General features: G+C 35.2%; 28 protein-coding genes and 1 pseudogene. 16 read left to right on the forward strand and 13 right to left on the reverse strand.

The window, feature by feature from the left end; genetic code table 11:
* The first annotated feature begins 124 nt into the window (after positions 1–124).
* On the forward strand, positions 125–832 hold the full coding sequence (locus ABWU72_RS03440; RefSeq protein ID WP_353283873.1) for a pyridoxine 5'-phosphate synthase: 708 nt from the start codon (positions 125–127) through the stop codon (positions 830–832).
* On the opposite strand, the gene ABWU72_RS03445 is transcribed toward ABWU72_RS03440, so the two are convergent.
* The 3 genes from ABWU72_RS03445 to rplM form a co-directional block, all read right to left on the reverse strand.
* On the reverse strand, positions 825–1,136 hold the full coding sequence (locus ABWU72_RS03445) for an HU family DNA-binding protein (protein WP_006279876.1): 312 nt from the start codon (positions 1,134–1,136) through the stop codon (positions 825–827). The two genes, ABWU72_RS03440 and ABWU72_RS03445, sit on opposite strands and share 8 nt — an antisense overlap.
* Positions 1,137–1,282: 146 nt before the next feature.
* Positions 1,283–1,738 carry a 30S ribosomal protein S9 gene (gene rpsI / locus ABWU72_RS03450; protein ID WP_006279875.1) on the reverse strand — a complete coding sequence of 152 codons (456 nt, stop codon included), beginning with the start codon at positions 1,736–1,738 and terminating at the stop codon, positions 1,283–1,285.
* Positions 1,739–1,748: 10 nt separating this feature from the next.
* Positions 1,749–2,207 carry a 50S ribosomal protein L13 gene (gene rplM, locus ABWU72_RS03455; RefSeq protein ID WP_010082596.1) on the reverse strand — a complete coding sequence of 153 codons (459 nt, stop codon included), beginning with the start codon at positions 2,205–2,207 and terminating at the stop codon, positions 1,749–1,751.
* 129 nt (positions 2,208–2,336) lie between these two features.
* Here rplM and ABWU72_RS03460 point away from each other — a divergent pair, with 129 nt between their 5' ends.
* The 4 genes from ABWU72_RS03460 (at position 2,337) to ABWU72_RS03475 (ending at position 8,185) form a co-directional block, all read left to right on the forward strand.
* Entirely contained in the window at positions 2,337–3,560 is a 1,224-nt protein-coding gene (locus ABWU72_RS03460) for a TolC family protein (RefSeq protein WP_006279873.1), read from the forward strand.
* Positions 3,561–3,579: 19 nt separating this feature from the next.
* Positions 3,580–4,155: a PopZ family protein gene (locus tag ABWU72_RS03465; protein WP_353283874.1), complete on the forward strand. Its 576-nt coding sequence runs from the start codon at positions 3,580–3,582 to the stop codon at positions 4,153–4,155.
* Positions 4,156–4,231: 76 nt separating this feature from the next.
* Positions 4,232–4,810 carry an RlmE family RNA methyltransferase gene (locus tag ABWU72_RS03470; protein ID WP_015588787.1) on the forward strand — a complete coding sequence of 193 codons (579 nt, stop codon included), beginning with the start codon at positions 4,232–4,234 and terminating at the stop codon, positions 4,808–4,810.
* 1,437 nt (positions 4,811–6,247) lie between these two features.
* The gene (locus ABWU72_RS03475; protein ID WP_353283875.1) at positions 6,248–8,185 is read left to right on the forward strand and encodes an ankyrin repeat domain-containing protein; all 1,938 of its coding nucleotides are present in this window, start codon (positions 6,248–6,250) and stop codon (positions 8,183–8,185) included.
* On the opposite strand, the gene ABWU72_RS03480 is transcribed toward ABWU72_RS03475, so the two are convergent.
* The gene (locus ABWU72_RS03480; protein ID WP_155968843.1) at positions 8,158–8,301 is read right to left on the reverse strand and encodes a hypothetical protein; all 144 of its coding nucleotides are present in this window, start codon (positions 8,299–8,301) and stop codon (positions 8,158–8,160) included. The genes ABWU72_RS03475 and ABWU72_RS03480 overlap by 28 nt on opposite strands.
* Before the next feature lie 244 nt (positions 8,302–8,545).
* On the opposite strand from ABWU72_RS03480, the gene ABWU72_RS03485 reads away from it, so the two are divergent.
* The 5 genes from ABWU72_RS03485 to ABWU72_RS03505 all read left to right on the forward strand — a co-directional run bounded on the left by ABWU72_RS03485 (position 8,546) and on the right by ABWU72_RS03505 (position 11,355).
* The gene (locus tag ABWU72_RS03485; protein ID WP_007548422.1) at positions 8,546–8,857 is read left to right on the forward strand and encodes a hypothetical protein; all 312 of its coding nucleotides are present in this window, start codon (positions 8,546–8,548) and stop codon (positions 8,855–8,857) included.
* Positions 8,858–8,993: 136 nt separating this feature from the next.
* A complete protein-coding gene (locus tag ABWU72_RS03490; RefSeq protein WP_151807563.1) occupies positions 8,994–9,542 on the forward strand; it encodes a head-tail connector protein in 549 nt (182 codons plus the stop codon).
* Between the two features lie 187 nt (positions 9,543–9,729).
* Positions 9,730–10,140 carry a DUF3168 domain-containing protein gene (locus ABWU72_RS03495; protein ID WP_155968841.1) on the forward strand — a complete coding sequence of 137 codons (411 nt, stop codon included), beginning with the start codon at positions 9,730–9,732 and terminating at the stop codon, positions 10,138–10,140.
* Positions 10,115–10,504 carry a phage tail tube protein gene (locus tag ABWU72_RS03500; RefSeq protein ID WP_213863655.1) on the forward strand — a complete coding sequence of 130 codons (390 nt, stop codon included), beginning with the start codon at positions 10,115–10,117 and terminating at the stop codon, positions 10,502–10,504. The genes ABWU72_RS03495 and ABWU72_RS03500 overlap by 26 nt, the downstream gene beginning before the upstream one ends.
* Before the next feature lie 65 nt (positions 10,505–10,569).
* Complete coding sequence (locus tag ABWU72_RS03505) at positions 10,570–11,355, forward strand: hypothetical protein (protein ID WP_353283876.1); 786 nt, start codon at positions 10,570–10,572, stop codon at positions 11,353–11,355.
* A gap of 403 nt (positions 11,356–11,758) precedes the next feature.
* On the opposite strand, the gene ABWU72_RS03510 is transcribed toward ABWU72_RS03505, so the two are convergent.
* From ABWU72_RS03510 to ABWU72_RS03525, 4 genes are all read right to left on the reverse strand, one after another.
* A complete protein-coding gene (locus ABWU72_RS03510) occupies positions 11,759–11,923 on the reverse strand; it encodes an IS3 family transposase (protein ID WP_155968853.1) in 165 nt (54 codons plus the stop codon).
* Entirely contained in the window at positions 11,913–12,047 is a 135-nt protein-coding gene (locus ABWU72_RS03515; protein ID WP_269203991.1) for a hypothetical protein, read from the reverse strand. The genes ABWU72_RS03510 and ABWU72_RS03515 overlap by 11 nt, the downstream gene beginning before the upstream one ends.
* 101 nt (positions 12,048–12,148) lie before the next feature.
* On the reverse strand, positions 12,149–12,517 hold the full coding sequence (locus ABWU72_RS03520) for an IS3 family transposase (protein ID WP_155968462.1): 369 nt from the start codon (positions 12,515–12,517) through the stop codon (positions 12,149–12,151).
* Entirely contained in the window at positions 12,502–12,795 is a 294-nt protein-coding gene (locus ABWU72_RS03525; protein ID WP_007548709.1) for a transposase, read from the reverse strand. Before ABWU72_RS03525 ends, ABWU72_RS03520 begins: the two co-directional genes overlap by 16 nt.
* A gap of 209 nt (positions 12,796–13,004) precedes the next feature.
* Here ABWU72_RS03525 and ABWU72_RS03530 point away from each other — a divergent pair, with 209 nt between their 5' ends.
* From ABWU72_RS03530 to ABWU72_RS03540, 3 genes are read left to right on the forward strand one after another with little or no spacing between them, the layout of a single operon-like run.
* Entirely contained in the window at positions 13,005–13,265 is a 261-nt protein-coding gene (locus ABWU72_RS03530; RefSeq protein ID WP_151808131.1) for an HNH endonuclease signature motif containing protein, read from the forward strand.
* Complete coding sequence (locus tag ABWU72_RS03535) at positions 13,262–13,672, forward strand: hypothetical protein (RefSeq protein WP_155968833.1); 411 nt, start codon at positions 13,262–13,264, stop codon at positions 13,670–13,672. The genes ABWU72_RS03530 and ABWU72_RS03535 overlap by 4 nt, the downstream gene beginning before the upstream one ends.
* A gap of 7 nt (positions 13,673–13,679) precedes the next feature.
* On the forward strand, positions 13,680–14,684 hold the full coding sequence (locus tag ABWU72_RS03540) for an Mrp/NBP35 family ATP-binding protein (protein ID WP_007548295.1): 1,005 nt from the start codon (positions 13,680–13,682) through the stop codon (positions 14,682–14,684).
* A gap of 199 nt (positions 14,685–14,883) precedes the next feature.
* On the opposite strand, the gene ABWU72_RS03545 is transcribed toward ABWU72_RS03540, so the two are convergent.
* Genes ABWU72_RS03545 through ABWU72_RS03555 form a run of 3 tightly spaced genes read right to left on the reverse strand, consistent with a single transcriptional unit; the run spans position 14,884 to position 15,668 of the window.
* Positions 14,884–15,291, reverse strand: a complete 408-nt coding sequence (locus ABWU72_RS03545; protein ID WP_353283877.1) for a transposase — start codon at positions 15,289–15,291, stop codon at positions 14,884–14,886.
* A 19-nt stretch (positions 15,292–15,310) separates the two neighbouring features.
* The gene (locus ABWU72_RS03550; protein WP_167347183.1) at positions 15,311–15,493 is read right to left on the reverse strand and encodes a transposase; all 183 of its coding nucleotides are present in this window, start codon (positions 15,491–15,493) and stop codon (positions 15,311–15,313) included.
* A 1-nt stretch (position 15,494) separates the two neighbouring features.
* The gene (locus tag ABWU72_RS03555; RefSeq protein WP_353283878.1) at positions 15,495–15,668 is read right to left on the reverse strand and encodes a transposase; all 174 of its coding nucleotides are present in this window, start codon (positions 15,666–15,668) and stop codon (positions 15,495–15,497) included.
* A 312-nt stretch (positions 15,669–15,980) separates the two neighbouring features.
* On the opposite strand from ABWU72_RS03555, the gene ABWU72_RS03560 reads away from it, so the two are divergent.
* Positions 15,981–16,910, forward strand: coding sequence for a patatin-like phospholipase family protein (locus ABWU72_RS03560; RefSeq protein ID WP_264735396.1), 930 nt, complete (start codon positions 15,981–15,983; stop codon positions 16,908–16,910).
* Positions 16,911–16,955: 45 nt separating this feature from the next.
* Here ABWU72_RS03560 and ABWU72_RS03565 read toward each other — a convergent pair whose 3' ends face one another.
* Positions 16,956–17,969, reverse strand: a complete 1,014-nt coding sequence (locus ABWU72_RS03565) for an IS110 family transposase (RefSeq protein ID WP_353283879.1) — start codon at positions 17,967–17,969, stop codon at positions 16,956–16,958.
* A 222-nt stretch (positions 17,970–18,191) separates the two neighbouring features.
* On the opposite strand from ABWU72_RS03565, the pseudogene ABWU72_RS03570 reads away from it, so the two are divergent.
* A pseudogene (locus ABWU72_RS03570) lies at positions 18,192–18,746 on the forward strand (patatin-like phospholipase family protein); the annotation flags it as partial.
* Positions 18,736–19,353 carry a hypothetical protein gene (locus ABWU72_RS03575; RefSeq protein ID WP_265023371.1) on the forward strand — a complete coding sequence of 206 codons (618 nt, stop codon included), beginning with the start codon at positions 18,736–18,738 and terminating at the stop codon, positions 19,351–19,353. The pseudogene ABWU72_RS03570 and the gene ABWU72_RS03575, both read left to right, overlap by 11 nt.
* A 46-nt stretch (positions 19,354–19,399) precedes the next feature.
* Here ABWU72_RS03575 and ABWU72_RS03580 read toward each other — a convergent pair whose 3' ends face one another.
* The gene (locus ABWU72_RS03580) at positions 19,400–20,356 is read right to left on the reverse strand and encodes a helix-turn-helix domain-containing protein (RefSeq protein WP_353283880.1); all 957 of its coding nucleotides are present in this window, start codon (positions 20,354–20,356) and stop codon (positions 19,400–19,402) included.
* Between the last annotated feature and the right edge of the window lie 117 nt (positions 20,357–20,473).

Here is a 20,473-nt window from a genome sequence, read left to right on the forward strand (position 1 = left end):
AAAATTTTATTTTACCCAAAAAAACTCTTTTCTTTCTCTCCACTTTTTCTGGGTAAGGTCAAACAATGACTATGCAAAAAACCTAATAACATGTATAATCTATAAATAATTTCTGAGGTAGATTGTGAAACTAGGTGTTAATATCGATCACGTTGCAACCCTCCGCAACGCACGCGGAACTTCTTATCCAGATCCATTGAAAGCAGCAGAAATAGCCATTGACGCTGGAGCAGACTTTATTACTGTACACTTACGAGAAGATAGAAGGCATGTTAGAGATGAAGACGTATTTAACCTAAAAAAAAGCATTAGCACTGAGTTAAATCTTGAAATTGCAGCCACGGAAGAAATGCTTGAAATAGCAAAAAAGGTAAAACCCTATTCGATTAGTATAGTACCAGAAAAAAGAGAAGAATTAACAACCGAAGGTGGCCTGGATATCGTGAATATGCACAGTAAACTTTCTAGTATAATAGAGGAAATGCATAGCTCTAGCATAAAAGTCTCACTGTTTATCGATCCAAATATTGATCAACTAAAATATCTTGAAAAGCTAGGGACAAAACCTGACATAATAGAAATTCACACAGGGGATTACTGTGATAATCCATCAGAAAAAAAGTTACAGTTAATTACTAATGCTGCAGAGTACGTCAATAAATTAGGAATAGAATGCCACGCAGGACATGGCATAACTTATAAACACGCTAAGAAGATGACAAGAATACCTCACATCTCAGCTCTTAACATAGGCCACTATTTAATTAGCGAAGCTGTATTTTACGGCTTACACAGCGTAGTAAAAACAATAAAAATGACAATGTCTAACTAACTGCTGCTTTTTCCTTCTCATTTAAAATACTTAAAAGAGTTTGGCTTGCTTTAAATTTTACCCTTGTCTTTTTAGGAACAGTCATGATCTCACCACTTTGGGGGTTACGACATTGTTTTTCCTGACTGATAGCAGTAGAAAATGTTCCTATTCCATGCAAACGTATTTCACCTTTCCCATGCAGCTCATTCTTTATTATTTTAATAAACGCATCATGAATCTTGCTCAAATCAGATTTTGTTATATCTATATTCTGACTAGAACAATCTTCCTTTAATTGTTTTATTATATCTTCTTTACTCATAAATTACCTTAATATTGAAAAAATCACATAAATAGCATATTATGTTGACACCGATAGTCAACTAAATTCATCACAAAAATAGAGGATATCATACATTTTTGCAAATATTTGTATAATACTTACAAAAAAACACCCCTATAAAATAACTATCTCTTAGAAAATTGACACTTTTTCCGAGCTTTATGTTGACCATATTTCTTACGTTCAACAACACGTGAATCTCTAGTTAAGAACTCACCATTACGTAGTATAGAATGCAAATCTTGGCTTACACTACTTAAAGCTCTGCTTATTCCATGAGCTAGAGCACCTGCTTGACCAGATAGCCCTCCACCTTTTACAGTTGCAAATACATCGTATTTATCCAATGTGGAAGTTGCAACAAATGGCATTTTTACTATTTGGCACACTGACTCTCTTTTAAAATAAGAAATTAGATCGCCTTTTTTGTTAACACTAAATTTTCCACTCCCCGGCTTTATCCATACTCTTGCTACAGATTCTTTTCTTCGGCCTGTAGCATATAAACGACCAAGCGAATCAACTGCTGATTTAATTGTCTTTTCTGACCAATCATTGTTATTTATTGTAGAACTCTTCATTTTTACTCCATTACTTTTTATTTTTACGATTCAAAGAGGCAAAATCTATCTTTTCAGGTTGCTGTCCTTGATGCTTATGCTCTGAACCAGAATAAACATACAAATTTTCAAAGCGTCTACGTGCCATAGGCCCATCATCAAGCATCCTTTTCACTGCCATTTCTATTACACGCTCAGGAAATTTGCCATTTAAAATATTATCTGGAGTAGTTTTCTTCAAACCACCAGAATAACCTGTATGCTTATAGTAAATTTTATCTTTAAGCTTCTTCCCGGTGAAATGCACCTTTTCTGCGTTGATAATAATTACATTATCGCCACAATCCATATGAGGTGTATACTCAGGTTTATGCTTTCCACGTAATAGTGTCGCTACAAATGCTGCAAGCCTCCCTACCACTAATCCTTCTGCATCTATGACAAACCACTTTTTATTGATTTGTTTCTCCTTTAAGAAAAAAGTCTTCATTATTTGATCCAACAATAGTAAGCTATGATATACTTAATTTCTCAATAGTGTCAACAATATTAGTTATTGATTATTAAAGTAATTTATGTTAGTAATTGAGCTGCGCAACCAATATGCATAGGAATTAGAATGTTTCGATTGATTATCACACTTGCGATCATTTTTAATACTATAAGTTGCTATGCAACCGATGTGGGAGAAGTGATAAGCAAAGCCATCAAAAATAGCTCAAAAATAAAGTCTCAATTTTACCAATATAAAAGCGCAGAAAAACACTATAAATCTTCTGGGTTAGCTGGATTTTTACCTGACATTAATTTGCAATACAATTTCGATAGTAACTTTAATCTTGATACATCTGAAAAAAAACTTACATTGCGCCAGAAATTAATCGATGGCGGTGGTACCTTTGCCACATTCAGTCGATCAAGCCATCTTCTCAAAGCAGAAAAGATGCGATTTCAGCAATTAAAACAAGAGCTTGCACTTAATGCTGTGAAAGCATATGTTAATGTTTTACAAAAGACAGAAATATTAAAGCTCAGAGAACATAAAGAACGCGTTTCTTTGGAACATTTGTCAGCTATGAAAAAACGCTTTTCCCTTGGAGAGGTAACCAATGCTGAAGTTTTGTTAGCAAAAGCAAAATTTTCGTCTTCTATATCCGAAAGAGTTGATGCTGAAGGTAAATTAAAGTTGGTAAATATTGCTTATTATCATTTGATTGGCGAAGATGCTGATGACCTTTCTGAAGCTAATGATAAACTACCTTCTGTTCCAGAGCTAAATGAATGTTTACAGTTAGCAAAAACCAATAATTTATCTCTAAAAGCAGCAGTTTATCAAAAAAGAGCAGCCGGAATGGAAGTGATTGCTGAAAGCTCCAAGTGGCTTCCTTCTTTAAATCTAAGTGCAAGCAAAAATTTTGGGGAGGATGGTATGAAGGTAGACAAACTATTAGAAAATGTTCATGTAGTTTTTACTCTTGATGTTCCAATCTTTAAGAGAGGAGTTAATGCTTTTGGTGTCAGTAAAGCTAAAATGGATGCAAAAAAATCTACCTACGATTATTATGAAACGGTAAAAAATATAGAACAAGCAGTTGTAAATGCTTGGAATAATGTGTTGACAGCAAAGGCCATTATCAAAGCAAGTCAAGAAGCGGAAAAAGCAGCAGCTCTAGCATTGGAAGGAGTTGAGCAAGAAGTAAACTTAAATTTAAAGAGTACATCTGACCTTTTGGACACTGAAGATGCATTATTTAAAGCACGTTCAGACTTAGTTGAAGCAAAAAGCAATTATGTGATTAGTGTTTACAACTTGCTTTTTATGATAAATAGTATAGACCTCTAAATTTAATGGTATTAGCACTATGCATGATGAAAAAGGCAATCAATCTGTAAAAGATATCCTAGAAGATATAAAAAAAGCTATATCGGGTAAAAACGCGAGTAACGATAAAGCAGAAATAAAGGATGAAAATGATGATGTGCTATACCTTGAGGAAGAGTATCCAGAAGAAATAGAAGAAGATGGCAAAAAAGAAAATAATGAAAAAGAGGACATTGATAATGATGACCAAAGTGAGGAAATGGCTTGCAACAATAACCAATTTAATGGCCATAGCTACAATTCAGAAGAAAAAAAAGATATTTATTTGTACGATAATATCCAAATGAGTAATAACAAAGCGAGTAATAGCGGCTTACAAGCGCAAAATAACGATCATCTAATTTTAAAAGAGAATATGGAAGAGATCAAAGCGTTGCTTGGAAAAATGCAAAACGAATTACAGCATAAACAACAAAAAAAAGCGAACCTTACTGTTGAAGAATTAGTTACATCTCTTTTAAAACCTCAGCTCTCAGAATGGCTGAATAAATATCTACATGCACTGGTAAAAGAAGTAGTTGAAAAAGAGCTTAAAGATATAATCAATAATAAGTAGGGTATTAGCAATAAAAACTAGAGTAAAGACGGCTAGAGGCAGAAAACTATCTTCAACAAGGTGGCTACATCGTCATTTGAATGATCAGTATGTGCAAAAAACTAGCAAGGATGGTTATAGGTCACGCTCAGCATATAAGCTGGTAGAAATGGATAACAAATTTAAATTATTCCAAGAAGGGCAAAAAATTATTGATCTTGGTGCTTCTCCTGGTGGATGGTCACAAGTTGCATCTCAGAAAGGTGCAAATGTGGTTGCTCTTGACATAAAACCAATGAACGCAATTAATGGAGTAGAGTTTATACAATGTGATATTATCAATGAGTTTGAAATTTTAAGAGAAAAATTCAAGGATCAAAAATTTGATGTAATTTTATCTGACATGGCGCCCGAATCTTGTGGTTTAAAATCGTTGGATCATATCAGAATTATGCTTTTATGTGAGGCAGCGCTCAATTTTGCAAAGCATTTCTTGAGCCATGGTGGCACGTTTGTAGTAAAAATTTTCCAAGGAGAATCTGATAAAGATTTTTGTAACGAGCTAAAAAAAATGTTTAAAACAGTAAAATACTTTAAACCAAAGTCAAGTAGATCTGAATCTACAGAAATGTATTTGGTAAGTTTAGGCTTTATTGGCAGCAGACTTTCTATATAATATTAATCCAGGTAGCCCACAGAAACGAAAAAACTTACTTGACAAACTCCGCCAGCCCCCTTATCATGATAGTGAAGCTATTGTATTTGCTTTCGCCAATCTGCAGATTAAAAGGTAAGGATTACTTAATGTATCGGCGTCTTATGTTCAATTTTTTGCAGTATATAGATACTGTATGTCTTTACAAAACTTCATCTACATCTAGATTTTTATCTAAATAAGCTGAACGCGCTTATAAAGCGTTACAAGACATCAAAAAATGCCAATACTCGACAGAGATAGTAAAAGACTAGCTAACTCGGGGATTCTTTGTCTTTTTTTCTGCTTAGTAAATTTCTTAAACATTTGCAGCGTAGGTTAGTTGCAATTAAAAGCAGCTAAATCTTGCTTGTCAAGCGTTTAAAACATAAAAAACGCCAATATTTTAAAGCAGATAATAACCCCAGGGCTTCTTTTGCCTTTTTTTTTATTTGGTAAATTTCTTAATATTTATGGCTAAACGACAACCGTCATCCCGCTACGTGTTAGCGGCTAAGAGATACCGCGGCGGTATGACGGTTTGCGGCGGCATGACCTCGTCATTCCCCTACGTGTTAGCGGGATCTAGAGATACCGCGAATGAATCGCGGTATGACGGTGTAGATGATGGTTAAGTAATTCGTCATCCCGCTACGTGTTAGCGGGATCTATGTTAAGGTATAGTAGGGGATCTATGTTAAGAGATACCGCGAATGAATCGCGGTATGACGGTGTAGATGATGGTTAAGTAATTCGTCATCCCGCTACGTGTTAGCGGGATCTATGTTAAGGTATAGTAGGGGATCTATGTTAAGAGATACCGCGAATGAATCGCGGTATGACGGTGTAATGATGGTTAAGTAATTCGTCATCCCGCTGCTTGTTAGCGGGATCTCTTGTTAGCGCCGCGGCGGTATGACGGTTCGTGGCGGCATGAAGATAAGCTCGTCATCCCGCTACGTGTTAGCGGGATCTCTTGTTAGCGGATGAGATACCGCGAATGAATCGCGGTATGACGTGTTGAAACAATCCGATAAGGTAAGCCTCGTCATCCCGCTGCTTGTTAGCGGGATCTCTTGTTAGCGCCGCGGCGGTATGACGGTTCGTGGCGGCATGAAGATAAGCTCGTCATCCCGCTGCTTGTTAGCGGGATCTCTTGTTAGCGCCGCGGCGGTATGACGTAGGACTGCTGTCATTCTGCTACTTGTTAGCGGCTGAGATACCGCGAATGAATCGCGGTATGACGGTTCGCGGTGGCATGATGTAGGACTGCTGTGACACCATTATAGAATGAACCAGTGTCAGCTACTTGCATAGAAAATGTTTATGACTAATTTTTAGATCAAACATGGAATTTCGACAAACTTAACTTTTTTGTGAGACTGTTCAGCAATAATAAATAAATTGAGAGGAAAGGTTATGGCAATAAAAAAGGAAAAGTTTTTTGAAATAATAAATGAGGTAAGCAAGAGTGAAGGTTTAAATGAGAATAATTTACTTGAAAGAATAGGAAATGAGTTAGAAAAGATAAACTCACAAGAGCATACAACACATAATATGTATAGTGATTTAAAAAAAAGTGGGCGGTTAAAAGATAAGATCTTCAGTATATTAAATTCAGGCAAAACTGTAAATTGTATGTTGTTACATCTTGCTGTGGAATGTAACAGTGTACCAATAGTAAAACTCCTACTAGCAAAGGGAGTAAAAGTTAATGAACCAACACATGAACTTGGGAGAGTTAAGTCTCAATTAACTGCTTTGCACATTGCTGCTTTGCATGGTCATCAAGAGATAGTTCAGCTTTTATTGAATAATGACGCAAATCTTTTACTAAAAGATAGTCAAGGCCGAACTCCAAGGGATATTGTCGGTGATGTAAAAGGTAAAAAGGCTATAATAGAAATGTTAAAGGAAGGAGAACAACGTTATGCTGAGGCAGGAGCTACGAGAAGACAAAATAGACAAGGCACTTTACCGCAGCCTAATAATAAAACTCCAGGAAATTTAGCTGTGAACGGAAATAACGCAACTGCTGCAGTGCAAGCATGTAATGCAAGAGATCAGGAAGAGAACAACGGAACTACACCAAACAACAGAAAAATCTATGTACAAGATGAGGATGAACAGACTTCTTCAAACTCAATCGTTAATGAAAACAATACAGACAAAGTAGATGATACATTAGAAAGAGAACAGGCTATAAGAGAAAGAGATGCTATGTTGCAAAAGTTGCGAGAGGCAGAGCAACGACTTGCCAATAATCAGAAGCGCATAGAACAAGATTACTTGCACGATCAACATCTAGAGCAGTATACTATACATAATGGTGAACAGACCTTTTTAAATAAAAGTAGTAGTGACGACAGTGGAATATGTTTTGATGGAGATGGATCTGAAGCTTTAGGCCGATCTATATTAGAAAATGGAGAAGACATTGATGCACAAGATAAAGATGGCGTGACCCCTTTACATTGGGCTGTTGCAGATAACAATAAAGAATTAGCAAAACTTTTGATAAAACATGGAGCAGATGTTGATGCACGAAATAGAGATAAACATACCCCTTTATATTTTGCTGTTGCAAATGACAATAAAGAATTAGCAAAACTTTTGATAAAATATGGAGCAGATCGCTCATTGATAAAGGATGAAGACCTAATAGATAGACTAAACAGTATGTGTGATCAGCCATCTGAGGTTGTATCTAGTACTTCTTCCCATTCCAAAACACACAACGCAATGGAAACTCCAGAAGAAGCAGAAAAGGTTAAAAAAAGTAAAGTTAAGTTAAAAGAATTACGTACTCAGCTAAAGGATAAGCAGAAAAAGAATGAATTGCTAAAACAACAAATACAAGATCTAGAAAGTGAAAAAGCAACGCTTAAGGATAAATTAGACAAAACAGAAAGTCAGCATTCTAAAACAGAAGTGTTGTTAGAAAAAGCGCAAAAAGAACTAGCAGAATCAAAAAGTTGCATAGTTGGACATGAGACTAAGTTGAAACAATTCAATAAAGAGAATGAATCACTAACACAAAAAATAAAAAGTCTGGAGAATGAAAACACACCACTTGAGGGTGAACTGGGCAAAACTAAAACAAATGAAGTGTCACTAGAAAAAGTAGGAAAAAGACAATTTTCCCCAAAAGTTGCCTACGCGAGCCTTGCAGCTATGTTAGTAGTAGGTGCTGCTCTTAGTATTGCTTCCGGATTGTCTGCTCTATTAATAGTTGCAGCTTCTGTGGTATCTGCACTGATAGCCGGTGGCATTACATACACAATATCAAAACCCATCGCTCCTGACACTGAATTGAAAGAAGTGGATATTCAAGGTTCAGCACAACGGTGTTTGTAAAACTTAGCACCTACATCTGTACGAACATTGCAGTTTGCAGATGCAAGTAGCTGCACTGGAATCCCAAAAAGGATGATGTCATTCCAGTCTGGAATCCAGCCTTGCCGTAATCTCATCAAGAACGTTGTGTTTTAACATAAAACGGCTACTTTTATGCTTACCAACTTAATAAAATTCCTGGATCCCAGTGTCAGCTACTCGGATGACAAGAAGAGGGTACTTGGATAAGAGTCATTGCCCTCCTGGTAGGCCCAAATTGCAATGTTCGTACAGTTATGAGTTACACAGTAGTGCGAATTTTTTACTTTGGTAGTTTTTTTATTACAGTTATAATCATAAAAGTAGTTGAGTTTAATTGATATGAAAACTTTTACGAAAAATTTTAAAAATAACGAAAAAAAGCTAGAGGAGTTTAATAAGGAAATTGAAGATATAACAACTATAGCTCAAGATAAATTTGCACATGAACTTGAGAACATCGCATATGACAGTGTGCAGAAATTTCGCAGTCTGCTTGCTAAAGAGTTAAACTCCATCTTCAACAATATTCATTCTCAAAATGTTAATCTACTAAAATCTAGCCTAGTTGAATATGCTATAAGTTCAAATTTTATCAATAAAAAAGGAGAAACAGCTTTAATTCGCTCTCTTCTTAATATATTCATACGATAAAGCACTCAGAGTTGTTGCTGCGCCAATCTAACTTAATGTTGAATGCAAGCTGTATAGCTAAAGTAAGTAAGATTTGCCCCACGCTGTCACGAGGTAAACCTTACTTATTCTAGCTATATCAAAAAGGAGGGTTATTATGTCAATAAGATCTACTTCACCAAGAATATCTGTGCAACGTAAATCTAAGCTTAAATCTTTTCCGGTTACTTTAGAAGAGGTTAAATCTTTTTTACGCATTGAGAACGACCAGGATGATAAGTTGATTTCAGATCTAATTTTTATGGCTACTGATTATGCTGAGTGGCATATGGAAAAGTCACTGGTGAAACAAACATGGCAAGTTTCATATGAAGATTATGTACCTCGTAGGATCTATTTAAGCTATGGCCCTGTGAGTAAGATAGTATTGGCTACTGCAATGATGTCTAAAAATCAAGAGAAGAGAACACTTAAGTATTATTTTAGTGATGTAGGGGGCTACGTTGAGTTTTTCAATTGTTTGAATGCAATAAGAGTTGATGTTGTATACGAAGCTGGTTATGACAATGTTCCTGAGCAGATAAAACTAGGTATTATGCGGCATGTTTCTGCTCTTTACAAAAATCGTGAATCGGAGGTAAGTAGCCATTTATCTGAAGTGAAGAAGGTATATTCTCCATTTCGCGAACCAAAGGTTGTTTTGTAGCTCTTTCTGGTCATTCAAACTGGGCTACTACGTCATACCGTTACGGATAGATCCCGCTAACAAGCAGCGGTATCTCAGCCGCTAACACGTAGCGGAATGACAGCAGTCCTACGTCATACCGTCACGGATAGATCCCGCTAACAAGCAGCGGGATGACGAGTTTCTATATATCTTTCGAGGGTTAATTATGAAAAAAATTCAAGCTATAAACGAGTTGTACAGTAGCATTTATGAAGCACTAAAAGCAAACTCTGATTTAAGGAAATATGTTACTAACATTTATGACTACTTACCTAAACAGGTCACCATTCCTTACCTGAGATTGCGTGTAGTGAATTATAATAACCTGCATATGCTGTCCAATTTTGCTACAAAGGCAAGATTTTCATGCGACATATATACTTATCATATAGACAGTATGTTTGCCATTATAAGGCATATTAACTTGATACTTAAGAGCATTGAAGGTTTTAATAATGAGGCCATTTTAGAAAGTAATTGTGCTATGGATCAGCACGATGAAATTTTACATTCAACAATTAATTTTGATATTTTAATAAAAGGAGGTGATAATGAGCAAATTACAGCTAAAAATTAAAGATCATGACAATAATTTTATTGTGTTAAATAATATAAGAAACCTAAGGTTTACTTTGCGTAATAACAGAGAAGAGGTGAAAGATATTTCTTCTTTTGGCTGGAGAAAAGTATTGGACTCTGCTGGAAGCAGACATATTACGATAAAAATTAATGGAATTTTAGACTCTGTATTAGCTGATGAATTATTACGTAATTCTGCTATGCTAAACTCTAATAATGATTATGAAATTAGTTTTAATGCTAAGGAAAAGATAAGGCTTAGGTGTTCAGTTGAACTGTATGAGAGGTATTATGACCCCGCTGCTTTTGACAGCTTTACTGTCGTTTTAGCCAGTGCTGAAGTTGTAAACGCTTTTCATTAATGTTAATTTAATCTTTTTATATACAATAGTAACTGGTGAGAATTTTAACTAAATTAAAAAAAATCATGAACGACAAAGACCTTTTCGAGGAAGACGGTGATAATATTGAAGAAAATAACGATGATAAAAGAGAGAAAAGTTTAGAAAATGAAAATCAGCAAAATCAAGAAGAACAACACAAAGAGGAAGATAAGCAATACATAATACAGTATATTCAAGACTATTTGAAAGTTTTTGAGGATATTCTAAATCAGATCGACGAAGGAATTGATAATTCGGATAGTTACGAAAGGACTATGCAAATAAAGCGAAGCATAGACAGGCTCATAGAGACTTTATATAGTCAGGCTGCGTCCGAAGATATTGATGCAGAATTTGAAACTACCAAACACACTCGCGATAAATCAGAATCTATGAAAAGAGTTAGAGAGAAGAGAAGAAAGCAAGTGATAGAAGAAGTATTAAGTAGCATGTTTGTCCAGCAACAAAAGGAGCTAATGAACGCTAAACACTTAAGTCATGGACATGAAACAGCAAAAGATGGGGATGTCCACGAAGCAAAGGAAAAAGTGAAGTCTTCAATCAGGGGAGTGTTGTTTTCGGTGATTGCTCATAGGATGGATCCAAGAAGGAGGGCAGGGGAAACTGCTGACGGTAACGAAAAGCAAGCTCATATATATGGCAGGGAAGCAGTTGGTGGAGCTTTAGGTGCATTGTTAAAAACGTTTTTAACAGCAGTTATTGCCGTTGTGCGTGAAATTGCTAAGCCACTTCAGAAACCGGAAACATCTTTTGCAAAACAAGTTGAAGAAAGCAGAAACGCAGATTCACAAAAGGGTCGATCTGTGTAGATTTCTCCTTGTAATAATCTTTCGATTCTACTGTCTGTTAATTCAAATTAGGGTTATAAAATTTTAGAAGCCAGCTCTTATATAACCAATTTATAGCAAGAAATTACGATACAAAAATCAGCGTCCGTTAGAAAATAAACATAACACAGGGTGATAGAGTTGCCCCTATCCATAAGCGTCAGTTAAGCTCAAAATTGTAAGCTTAAAATATGGTTGAATAATTATTAATAATAGTATATAATTATTAACGTTTTTCAGGCATTTTTGTTATGGGTGCGCCAAGTAAGCGTTTAGAATACAGTTGGTGAAAATCCAACTGACCTTACCCAGAAAAAGTGGAGAGAAAGTGTGGAATGTTTTTTACAAAAAGAATGATGCATCAAATTGTTCTGGAATGCAATAGTTAATAGTGACGTTGTTTGTTATAAAAAATTTCTATGTATTCAAATATTGCAGTTCTAGTTTGTTGAGCAGAGTGTTGTGAAGTATCAATAAGTATTTCTCTTTTCAATGAGCTAAAGAAGCTTTCCACAACAGAATTGTCGTAACAACAACCTTTATGATTCATCTATGTTTTTTATGGATAAGAGATATTGATAACCTTGCAAAGTATATTGTGAACCTTGATCACTATGTAATAGTAGATTTTTAACAGGTTTACGCCTATTAATGGCCATTAATAAAGAGTTCATAACCAAAATTGTTTATTTATTGCACTACTCATTAACTACCATACGTGAGAATTATTGCTGCCAAATATAGCCATCCCTCCTTGGTTTTGATGTAAGTAATCTCATACTTTATTTGGTTGATCAACAATAAAGTTTTGGTCTAATATATTGGGAGCTACAGCTCTATTATCTGTTTGTTGTTTTTTAATTTTAAACTTTCTTCTCAGTATAGCCCTGATGTCATTTTTCTGCATAATACTTTGCACCGTTTTCAAATTGCAACTTTTACCCAAAGCCTTCAATTCAGCATGAATTTTAGGAGCTCCATATCTACATTTAGAAACTTGATATATTTTTTGAATAGCTTCGAGTAGCTCTTTATTTGCTGATTCTCTACTGCTTATTTTTCTTGTGGTCCACTTATAGTAGCCACTAGCAGAAAATCCTACATAATTCCTGTACTTTATAGCAGTTACTATATAAAAAAATATTTTACTCTTTTTGACTGGCCAGGGCTTTTTTTTAAATGTCTCTTTCCCTTGTTACTCTTGCTTTGTAAATCAAACCTCTCTTTGTCATAAGGTGCTACATCTGGAAATGCATTTGCCGCTGACTTTTTTTCGTTATATTTCTTCATCCATTTTCCTAATACACTATCCCTTATTCCTAGATCTCTTGCTACTTTTGCAACTGGTTGACCTACCTTTCTTTGTTCATTTGCCAGTTTAACAGCTTCCAATTTGAATTCTGCTGTATATTCTCTTACCATTTCTAATCCTCCAAAATTTTATTTTACCCAAAAAAACTCTTTTCTTTCTCTCCACTTTTTCTGGGTAAGGTCAGTCTTTAGGCACCCAAACAAAGGGAAATGCTGGATAAAAAGAAAATACTTTAAAAAGTATAATAACGATAACTGGCGTTTTATGACAAGTAACAAGATACATCTTATTATACACAGCGATCATGTTATTAAACAAAGTGCAAAAAACCAGATCTCCATATGATGGTGATTGGGTTTATTGGGGTAAACGTCTGAGAAAAATACCAGATAAGCCATTAAGAGTAATAAAACTATTGAAGTTACAACAAAGTAAATGTGATAATTGTAGACTATGGTTTAAAAGTGATGATACAATAGAAATACATCACAAAGACCGGAATAGACGAAACAACATGATCAAAAACTTATCTTTGTTACATGGACATTGTCACGATGAATTACACAGGAGGTGTGCATGAAAAGCTCCAAATTGGAGAGAAGCCGTATGAGGCGCAAAGTCTCACGTACGGTTTTGAAGTCGAGTGAGGAGGGGCGACCTTCTTCACTTAGACAACAATATGCAGATGAAACTACGGAAGAAGACTTAAGGAAAATAGCAGAAAAAGCACCAATAATAAAGTTAGCCTACGATGCATTAGACAGGTTTAGCTGGAATGAAAAAGATTTAGTAGCATATGAAGAAAGAATAATGGATCTGCGGAAAGAAGAAGGCATCCTCGCTAAAAAACTTGATGAGGGAAAGATTGAAGGAAAGATTGAAGTAGCAAAAAACCTACTTAAGGCTGACATCTCTATTGATATTATCTCTCAGACAACCGGCCTTCCTCAAGCTGAGATTAAACGACTTCAGGAAGAAATCACCTAAAAGGCTAATGATCAACGAAAAAATTGTAAGAGAGAACTTAAAAAAAGTCATAGAGCAAAAAAGCGGTAAAGATGTGATCGCTCTTGGCATAATATCCTCAATTATTATTAAAGGTCAAGATGTTGGTTTTGTGCTTGAAGTTGCCGGTAACACGCAAGCAAATGAAGAATTAAGAAGAAATTGTGAGCAAGCTGTTAAAGCTATACCGGGGGTGACAAAAGTGACCGTGGTTGCTACTTGTCAAAAACAAACTGGGCAACAAAAAGCTAAATTACATATCGAAGGAGTGAAAAATATAATCGTTGTGGCCTCTGGTAAAGGCGGTGTGGGCAAGTCCACAGTTGCGCTAAATCTTGCTCTCTCATTAGCAAAGTTAAAACACAAAGTTGCGCTGGTTGATGCAGATATATATGGTCCTTCAATTCCTAAAATGCTTGGCGCTGAAAAATTAAAGCCAGAAATACAGGATAGTAAAGCAATGCCTATAGAAAAGTATGGACTGCATACTATTTCAATTGGCTATTTTATCGATAAAGATCGTGCAGCAATATGGCGCGGACCTATGATTACAAAAGCACTTTATAGTCTGCTAATGGGAACAAAATGGTCCGATATAGAGTATTTGATAATTGATACACCACCTGGAACTGGCGATGTGCATTTAAGTCTTATGGAAAATTTTAACTTAACTGGGGCGATAATAGTTTCAACTCCACAGGAGCTCTCTTTAATCGATGCTCGCAAAATTTATGATATGTTTACAAAGCTCAGCGTACCGGTTATTGGCATTGTAGAAAATATGAGTTATTTCATTCAAAGCGGCTCAAAAATATACATATTTGGAAAAGACGGTGCAAAAAAAATGTCTGAGGAGCTGGGCATCAAACTTCTAGGCAGAGTTCCTCTAGATCCACAAATATGCCATGCTTCTGATTGCGGAAATCCTTTAATGTTAAGTGAGGATTTGGCAGAGATTTATGAAGACATTGCTCAAAGTATAGTTAAACAATAGAATAAGCGTGAGAAACATGCGAATCAAAGTCCTCTTTTGTTAGTTACAAAATAGACTGCTTGCATAACCATTATTTACATGAAAAATTAGCAGCTTTTGTCATTCCAGCGCGTGACGCTGGAATCCAGAAAAAAAGAAGAATGGATCCCAGTGGGCTTTGTTGCATCGCTCTTCGGATAGTAGGTAACGCACAATAAATTTATGAAGCTATCTCAAATTTAGCCATACCAATATCAGTGAACTTATTGAGCAAATAGCATTTAACAAGTAGTTCCTTCTCTCTATTTGTCTCAGATTTATTCCTAAAACTAAACCCGAATGTTTGTTTCAGTCGCGAGAAAAAACTTTCTATATAAGATCTTTTTCCGTAGTTTGTTTGCCTTTTCCACCTCTTCATTCCATCTTCGCTGCATGATTTTATTAGTCTAATTGCAGCATTTCTCTCAGCCATATAGTCTAACTTTGGATGCTCTGCTGCGTTGTTTTTCGGAGGAATTTTCGTTTTTATACCATATTGATTACACAGCTTATAGAGCTTTTCTCTGTCATATGCCCTATCTGTATATAGTACTTTTATGACATACTGAAAATCGACTTCTTTTAGCAAATCACAAGCTCCATAGTGATCAGCCGTTACTGTATTTTACAGCTATGGCTTTTTTGCTGTTTGTATTCAACATTACATGCAATTTTCTTGTCTGTTCATAGCTGCGATACTTTCTATCTTCGCTATTTTCTTTGCTATGACCAGGAGTGTTGTTGTATATACTAATTCCTGTACTGTCTATAGCAATTTCGATATCTTCCATATTATTTTCTGCAATCATTGATCTTAATATTGAGTTTCTTAAACCTTCTTGATGATTGTGAATAGCTGATAACTTGCAAATTTTTCCCAATTTGCTCAAGGTATCCTGCTATAAACCCAACTGTTTGCCTCAGGCCTATTCTAAATAAACAAGATACCGTTTTTATTGTCAACAAATTATTTAGCTAAAAAGAATAAAAAATAACAAAAAGTTTTAATTTAGGCTGATACCTTCTATAAATTAGTGTAACTGTGTATAAGTACTTTCAGTTTGTGTGGCGTACTTATACACAGTTACACCAATTTTTTACTGTGCCTTCTTATTTTATGAGAATTGTTTTACAAAGTTACTAAGCAACTCTGTTAAAGTCAATGTGAGAGGCAGTGCATCAGTTATACGTTCAGCGAATCTATCTCTTATAAAACAAGCAGCAATTTTGAGTAACCAGGTAATAAAGATACTCAAAAACATCTAAAGTTTAGTACAAATGACAAAATATATTCTCTCAATTGATGGTGGTGGAATAAGAGGAATTATTCCAGCAATGATATTATCCAGAATAGAGCAAAAAACGGGTAAACCTATTTCTCAAATTTTTGATTTATTGGTGGGTACTTCAACTGGTGCTACTATTGTAGCAGGACTATGTAAAAAAGATAGCAAAGGAAAGCTACAATATTCAGCTGATGACTTGGTTAATCTTTATCAGGAGTACGGACCTTATATTTTTAAGTCTTCATTTCTAAGAAGATCAATATTTTCTTGGATTAACGGTGCACAATACCCCAGTAAAAATATTGAGTATGTACTTCATAAATATTTTGGCGATGATATCCTTAAAAACACTTTAAGTAATGTGTTGATTACGAGTTACGATATTCACAATAACTGCCCATTTTTCTTCAAAAGCTGGAAAGAGGATAGAAATTTTATTAAATTAAGGGATGTATTGAGAGCAGCAACTGCAGCACCTACTTACTTTGCACCTAAATATTTAAAAGTCAACCAAAAGGAAATGGTATTAATAGATGGAGGAGTTTTTGCCAATAATCCAGCAGCATGTAGCTATGCAAGCAGCAGAAAGCTATTTCCTAACGATGATGTAGTACTTCTTTCCATCGGTACTGGCAGATCGTCTCATTCCATTAAATACCTCAGATCGAAAAGATTTGGCAAAATATCCTGGATTAAGCCATTGATAAACGTAATGTTTGCCTCTGGACTAGATTGTGTAAATTATCAGTTAGACCAGATTATTAACAATAGCTATATCAGAATTCAATCGCAGCTAAAAGTAGCATCAACGGAGATGGACAATACAACATACGAAAATATCAAGTGTTTAAAAAAAGAAGCACAAACGATGATTGAATGTAATCAAAAAGCAATAGATAAATTCTGTACAGTAGTATCATAAACTTTAACCTTTTAATCTAGAACTCGCATTTTTGAACGTTTCCTTTTAAGCTTCAGTAAACCTCCTAACTCTATAGTTCTTGATATGATCTGGATTAAAAGCCTTCCTTGAACTTAAAACACCAAAAACTATATGGAGTAATTTACGCATTGCAGCTCCCACAACGGCCATATTATGCTTGCCTTTTTCCTTTAATCTTTCGCAGTAAGTCTTAATAATAGAGTTGTGATTTTTAGCTACTATAGCAGGAAAATAAAGAGCCTTACGCAATGTCCGTGAACCTGACTTACTTAGCTTAGGCTTGGCATATACAGAGGAACCTGACGTCATATTTCGTGGTATAACACCTGCATACGCCGCCAATTGCCTGGCATCTCTAAAAGCCTCTATGTCAGAAACTTCAGCTAAAATAGCTATTGCTGATTCTTCTCCTATGCCTGGAATAGTCAATAGAAGTTGAAAATTTTCCAACAATTCTTTGTGTTGATTTAATAGTTCACGTACGGAGTTTTTTATTGTTTCTATTTTTTGAGTTATATTCATTGCAAGGTCTTCCCAAGCATTTGCAACTTCTTCAGGCAGTCTCTCTTTTTTTTCTAAGTGGTTATTTACTAATGTTAACTCGTCTTTTAACGCAACCGAGCAACGATAAAGATGTTTTAATTTTTTCATTTCAGGAGAAGGTGGTGTCCAACGAGTAGGTTCTTGTCTTTGACAATAATCAGCAATAATCTCTGCATCAGACTGGTCATTCTTTTGCCGTGCGAGCTTACTTTTTGCATAAAAATTTATGCGAGCTGGGTTTACAACACTAACAAAATATCCAGCCTTGTAAAGGAATTCAGCTAAAGCTTCACTATAACAACCGGTGGATTCCATGCAAGCTTTTACTTTTTCTACGTTATGTTTTTGTAGAAAGTCCAGCAGACCTTGAAATCCAGTATCATCATTTTTAAATTTCCTTTTCCTAGCTTCACGTTTTCCTTTTTTACTTATAAACGAAAGAAAAACATCAAAGCGTTCTTTTGAAACATCTATACCAAGAAAGTTGTTGATCATATATAACTCCATACGTTACTATTTAAAATGAAAAGTAAGGCTTACCTTATGAATACAGAATTAGAACCATTGAGGTCTTTCTATGATACCGTCCAGCCTAAACTTTTGAGAAGGGGGCTCTTATCTTGTAAACAGATTTTATATCTAAGTTACGATTCAGAGTTCTTCCCTTCTCCACCTAATGCTTAAGCTTAAAACACTAGATGCTTTTTACAAGATATAAGCTATGATATTAAGAACAATTATCCCTTCTTCTTTAAAAGCTGGAAAGAAGATAGAAATTTTATCAAATTGAAAGATGCATTACGAGCTACAACTGCAGCACCTACTTACTTTATACCTAAATATCTTAAAATCAACCAAAAGGAAATGGTACTAGTGGATGGCGGGGTATTTGCCAATAATCCAGCGGCTTGTGCATATGCAAGTGGTAAGAGATTATTTCCTAATGATGATATTCTACTGTTATCGATAGGTACTGGCAGAACAGATAGAAGTATAGGGTATTCTAACTCAAGGAGATTTGGAAAGATAGGTTGGATAAAACCGCTGTTGAACGTAATGTTTGCCTCAAGTTTAGATGCAGTAAATTACCAACTTGATCAAGTTATAGCTGATAAATATATACGAATACAATCGCAATTAAAAGTAGCATCACCTGAGATGGATAATATAACACCTAAAAATATTAAATATCTGCAGCAAGAGGCGAATGCAATGATAAAGGACAATCAGGAATTAATAGATAAATTTTGTGATTTTAAAAGTGCCAAATAAAATAAAGAAGTTATACAAAAAAGCTAAAAAAGGCCTACAGAATATAGTCTCGCCAAAAAAACAACGCTCTGAAGTTCCGGTAAAAATTCAAAATCCTACAGCTAAAGTTGAAAAGCCCACTGAAGAAAAACAAAAGGATTTAGAAGGAAAAGGCTTAAAGAGAGGCATCAGCTTCAGAGGTAGCTTTCAAAAGGCAAAAGAGAAAATCAGAAGCTTAAGAACTGAACCTAAAGAAAAAACAATCAAAAAGGGCGGCATGTTCAAGAAGTTCAAGAAAAAAATCAAGAGCCTAAATCCAATCAAGGTTAAAAAAAATAAGATCATTGGAAGCAAAAAGTTAGCATTTTTACTGACATCTGGCACGATTGTAGCAATTTTACCAATGTTCAATTTGAACCCCTTTCCAGCATTAGCAGTAACTTCTGCATGTGTTTTCAGTATAAACTTTATCGCAGTCAAAACATTGAAGAAGTTTATCAAACAACGCAAATTAGCAGCAGAATCTAAAGAAGTAGCCGAACCAAACAAGCCGGAAGAGGAAATTCAAGATGTATCGGTTGAACCGGTAAAAGAAAAAGCCGCAAGCAAAACTTCAGAGAAATCTTAAATAGATTAACTATCTTCATCTATATCATAATATATTATGTAAATTATCATAGTTTTAATTCCGTTGGGAGCGTAAGTTGCGCAATTTCCTCAACAGTCAAGCTAGTTATTGAAGAAATAGCATCAGCAGAAACACCTAGTATAAGTAGATTATTTGCTACTTTGATTCCCTCTATTTTATCAATCTTTTCTTTGTAAATTCGCTTTCTTTGCAATAAAAATTCTACCCATATATCCAGTTCATCTTGTGATTCTTGATTGTTAATTTTTTTTAACTCTCTCGCCCAGCTTAATAGCTCTTTTTCTCCTTCACTATCTGTATCTTCGTCTTCACAACAGTTTTCTTCCGCTACCAGATCTTCAGCATTCACTGATAATTTTCTTGCTATTTCCCATAACCTCTCACCGAACATGGTGCTTCCTTGTTCATAGTAATGTATCTGTGGACCTCCTATACCAAGCTCCTTCGCTAATTCCTCTTGAGTATATCCCCGTATTATCCTCCACTTTTTCATTCCATCCCTCTTGTTGGAACGCTTAGAACTTTTTTCTTCTTTATTTTCATATTCATCAACTGATAAGCCTGTTGCTCGGTAGATAATATCAGCATCAAATTCTAACTTGAGCATATTTTTTGCCATTCTTATTCTTGCTGCTTTTATAGCACTTTCTTCCTCAGCTCGGATAGATTTGGTTAATGCGTAGATTGCCTTGCTTCCCCTTGTTTTTTCTATGAAATTGGACATCCATTGAGTCTTATCACAACAACGATTTTCTTTGAGTACTTTTTGTCTAGGAAGTAGATCACTAAAACTAACTGATAATGCGTCTGCTATTGTTTGTAACTCTTCATCTGGAATGCCACATACCCCTAGTTCATATCTTCGCAGCGTATGATAGTTTATACCTGTTTTGCTTGCTAAGTCTTTTACGGTATATTTTCTTTTTAACCTCCAGCTTCTTACTTTTTGCGCTATTTTGTATCTTATAGAGATATTTGCCATGCTGCAACGGTTTTACGGAAATAAACATGTATACCCTGTTAATAGGCTTTTTGCTATAACCTACTTTGTCAAAAGATTAAATTTAGCTTATGTTTATTGGAAGAGCTCGGCTTGGAC

It is taken from the genome of Wolbachia endosymbiont (group A) of Lypha dubia (assembly GCF_964028575.1).
GTDB lineage: Bacteria > Pseudomonadota > Alphaproteobacteria > Rickettsiales > Anaplasmataceae > Wolbachia > Wolbachia pipientis.

What these genes read in the sequence shown, in the direction of transcription:
- ABWU72_RS03445 (WP_006279876.1), bottom strand. Translation starts at nt 1,136, where the DNA reads ATGAGTAAAGAAGATATAATAAAACAATTAAAGGAAGATTGTTCTAGT.
- rpsI (WP_006279875.1), bottom strand. Translation starts at nt 1,738, where the DNA reads ATGAAGAGTTCTACAATAAATAACAATGATTGGTCAGAAAAGACAATT.
- rplM (WP_010082596.1), bottom strand. Translation starts at nt 2,207, where the DNA reads ATGAAGACTTTTTTCTTAAAGGAGAAACAAATCAATAAAAAGTGGTTT.
- ABWU72_RS03460 (WP_006279873.1), top strand. Translation starts at nt 2,337, where the DNA reads ATGTTTCGATTGATTATCACACTTGCGATCATTTTTAATACTATAAGT.
- ABWU72_RS03465 (WP_353283874.1), top strand. Translation starts at nt 3,580, where the DNA reads ATGCATGATGAAAAAGGCAATCAATCTGTAAAAGATATCCTAGAAGAT.
- ABWU72_RS03475 (WP_353283875.1), top strand. Translation starts at nt 6,248, where the DNA reads ATGGCAATAAAAAAGGAAAAGTTTTTTGAAATAATAAATGAGGTAAGC.
- ABWU72_RS03480 (WP_155968843.1), bottom strand. Translation starts at nt 8,301, where the DNA reads ATGAGATTACGGCAAGGCTGGATTCCAGACTGGAATGACATCATCCTT.
- ABWU72_RS03485 (WP_007548422.1), top strand. Translation starts at nt 8,546, where the DNA reads ATGAAAACTTTTACGAAAAATTTTAAAAATAACGAAAAAAAGCTAGAG.
- ABWU72_RS03490 (WP_151807563.1), top strand. Translation starts at nt 8,994, where the DNA reads ATGTCAATAAGATCTACTTCACCAAGAATATCTGTGCAACGTAAATCT.
- ABWU72_RS03495 (WP_155968841.1), top strand. Translation starts at nt 9,730, where the DNA reads ATGAAAAAAATTCAAGCTATAAACGAGTTGTACAGTAGCATTTATGAA.
- ABWU72_RS03500 (WP_213863655.1), top strand. Translation starts at nt 10,115, where the DNA reads ATGAGCAAATTACAGCTAAAAATTAAAGATCATGACAATAATTTTATT.
- ABWU72_RS03505 (WP_353283876.1), top strand. Translation starts at nt 10,570, where the DNA reads ATGAACGACAAAGACCTTTTCGAGGAAGACGGTGATAATATTGAAGAA.
- ABWU72_RS03510 (WP_155968853.1), bottom strand. Translation starts at nt 11,923, where the DNA reads ATGAATCATAAAGGTTGTTGTTACGACAATTCTGTTGTGGAAAGCTTC.
- ABWU72_RS03515 (WP_269203991.1), bottom strand. Translation starts at nt 12,047, where the DNA reads ATGAACTCTTTATTAATGGCCATTAATAGGCGTAAACCTGTTAAAAAT.
- ABWU72_RS03525 (WP_007548709.1), bottom strand. Translation starts at nt 12,795, where the DNA reads ATGGTAAGAGAATATACAGCAGAATTCAAATTGGAAGCTGTTAAACTG.
- ABWU72_RS03535 (WP_155968833.1), top strand. Translation starts at nt 13,262, where the DNA reads ATGAAAAGCTCCAAATTGGAGAGAAGCCGTATGAGGCGCAAAGTCTCA.
- ABWU72_RS03540 (WP_007548295.1), top strand. Translation starts at nt 13,680, where the DNA reads ATGATCAACGAAAAAATTGTAAGAGAGAACTTAAAAAAAGTCATAGAG.
- ABWU72_RS03550 (WP_167347183.1), bottom strand. Translation starts at nt 15,493, where the DNA reads ATGGAAGATATCGAAATTGCTATAGACAGTACAGGAATTAGTATATAC.
- ABWU72_RS03560 (WP_264735396.1), top strand. Translation starts at nt 15,981, where the DNA reads ATGACAAAATATATTCTCTCAATTGATGGTGGTGGAATAAGAGGAATT.
- ABWU72_RS03565 (WP_353283879.1), bottom strand. Translation starts at nt 17,969, where the DNA reads ATGATCAACAACTTTCTTGGTATAGATGTTTCAAAAGAACGCTTTGAT.
- ABWU72_RS03580 (WP_353283880.1), bottom strand. Translation starts at nt 20,356, where the DNA reads ATGGCAAATATCTCTATAAGATACAAAATAGCGCAAAAAGTAAGAAGC.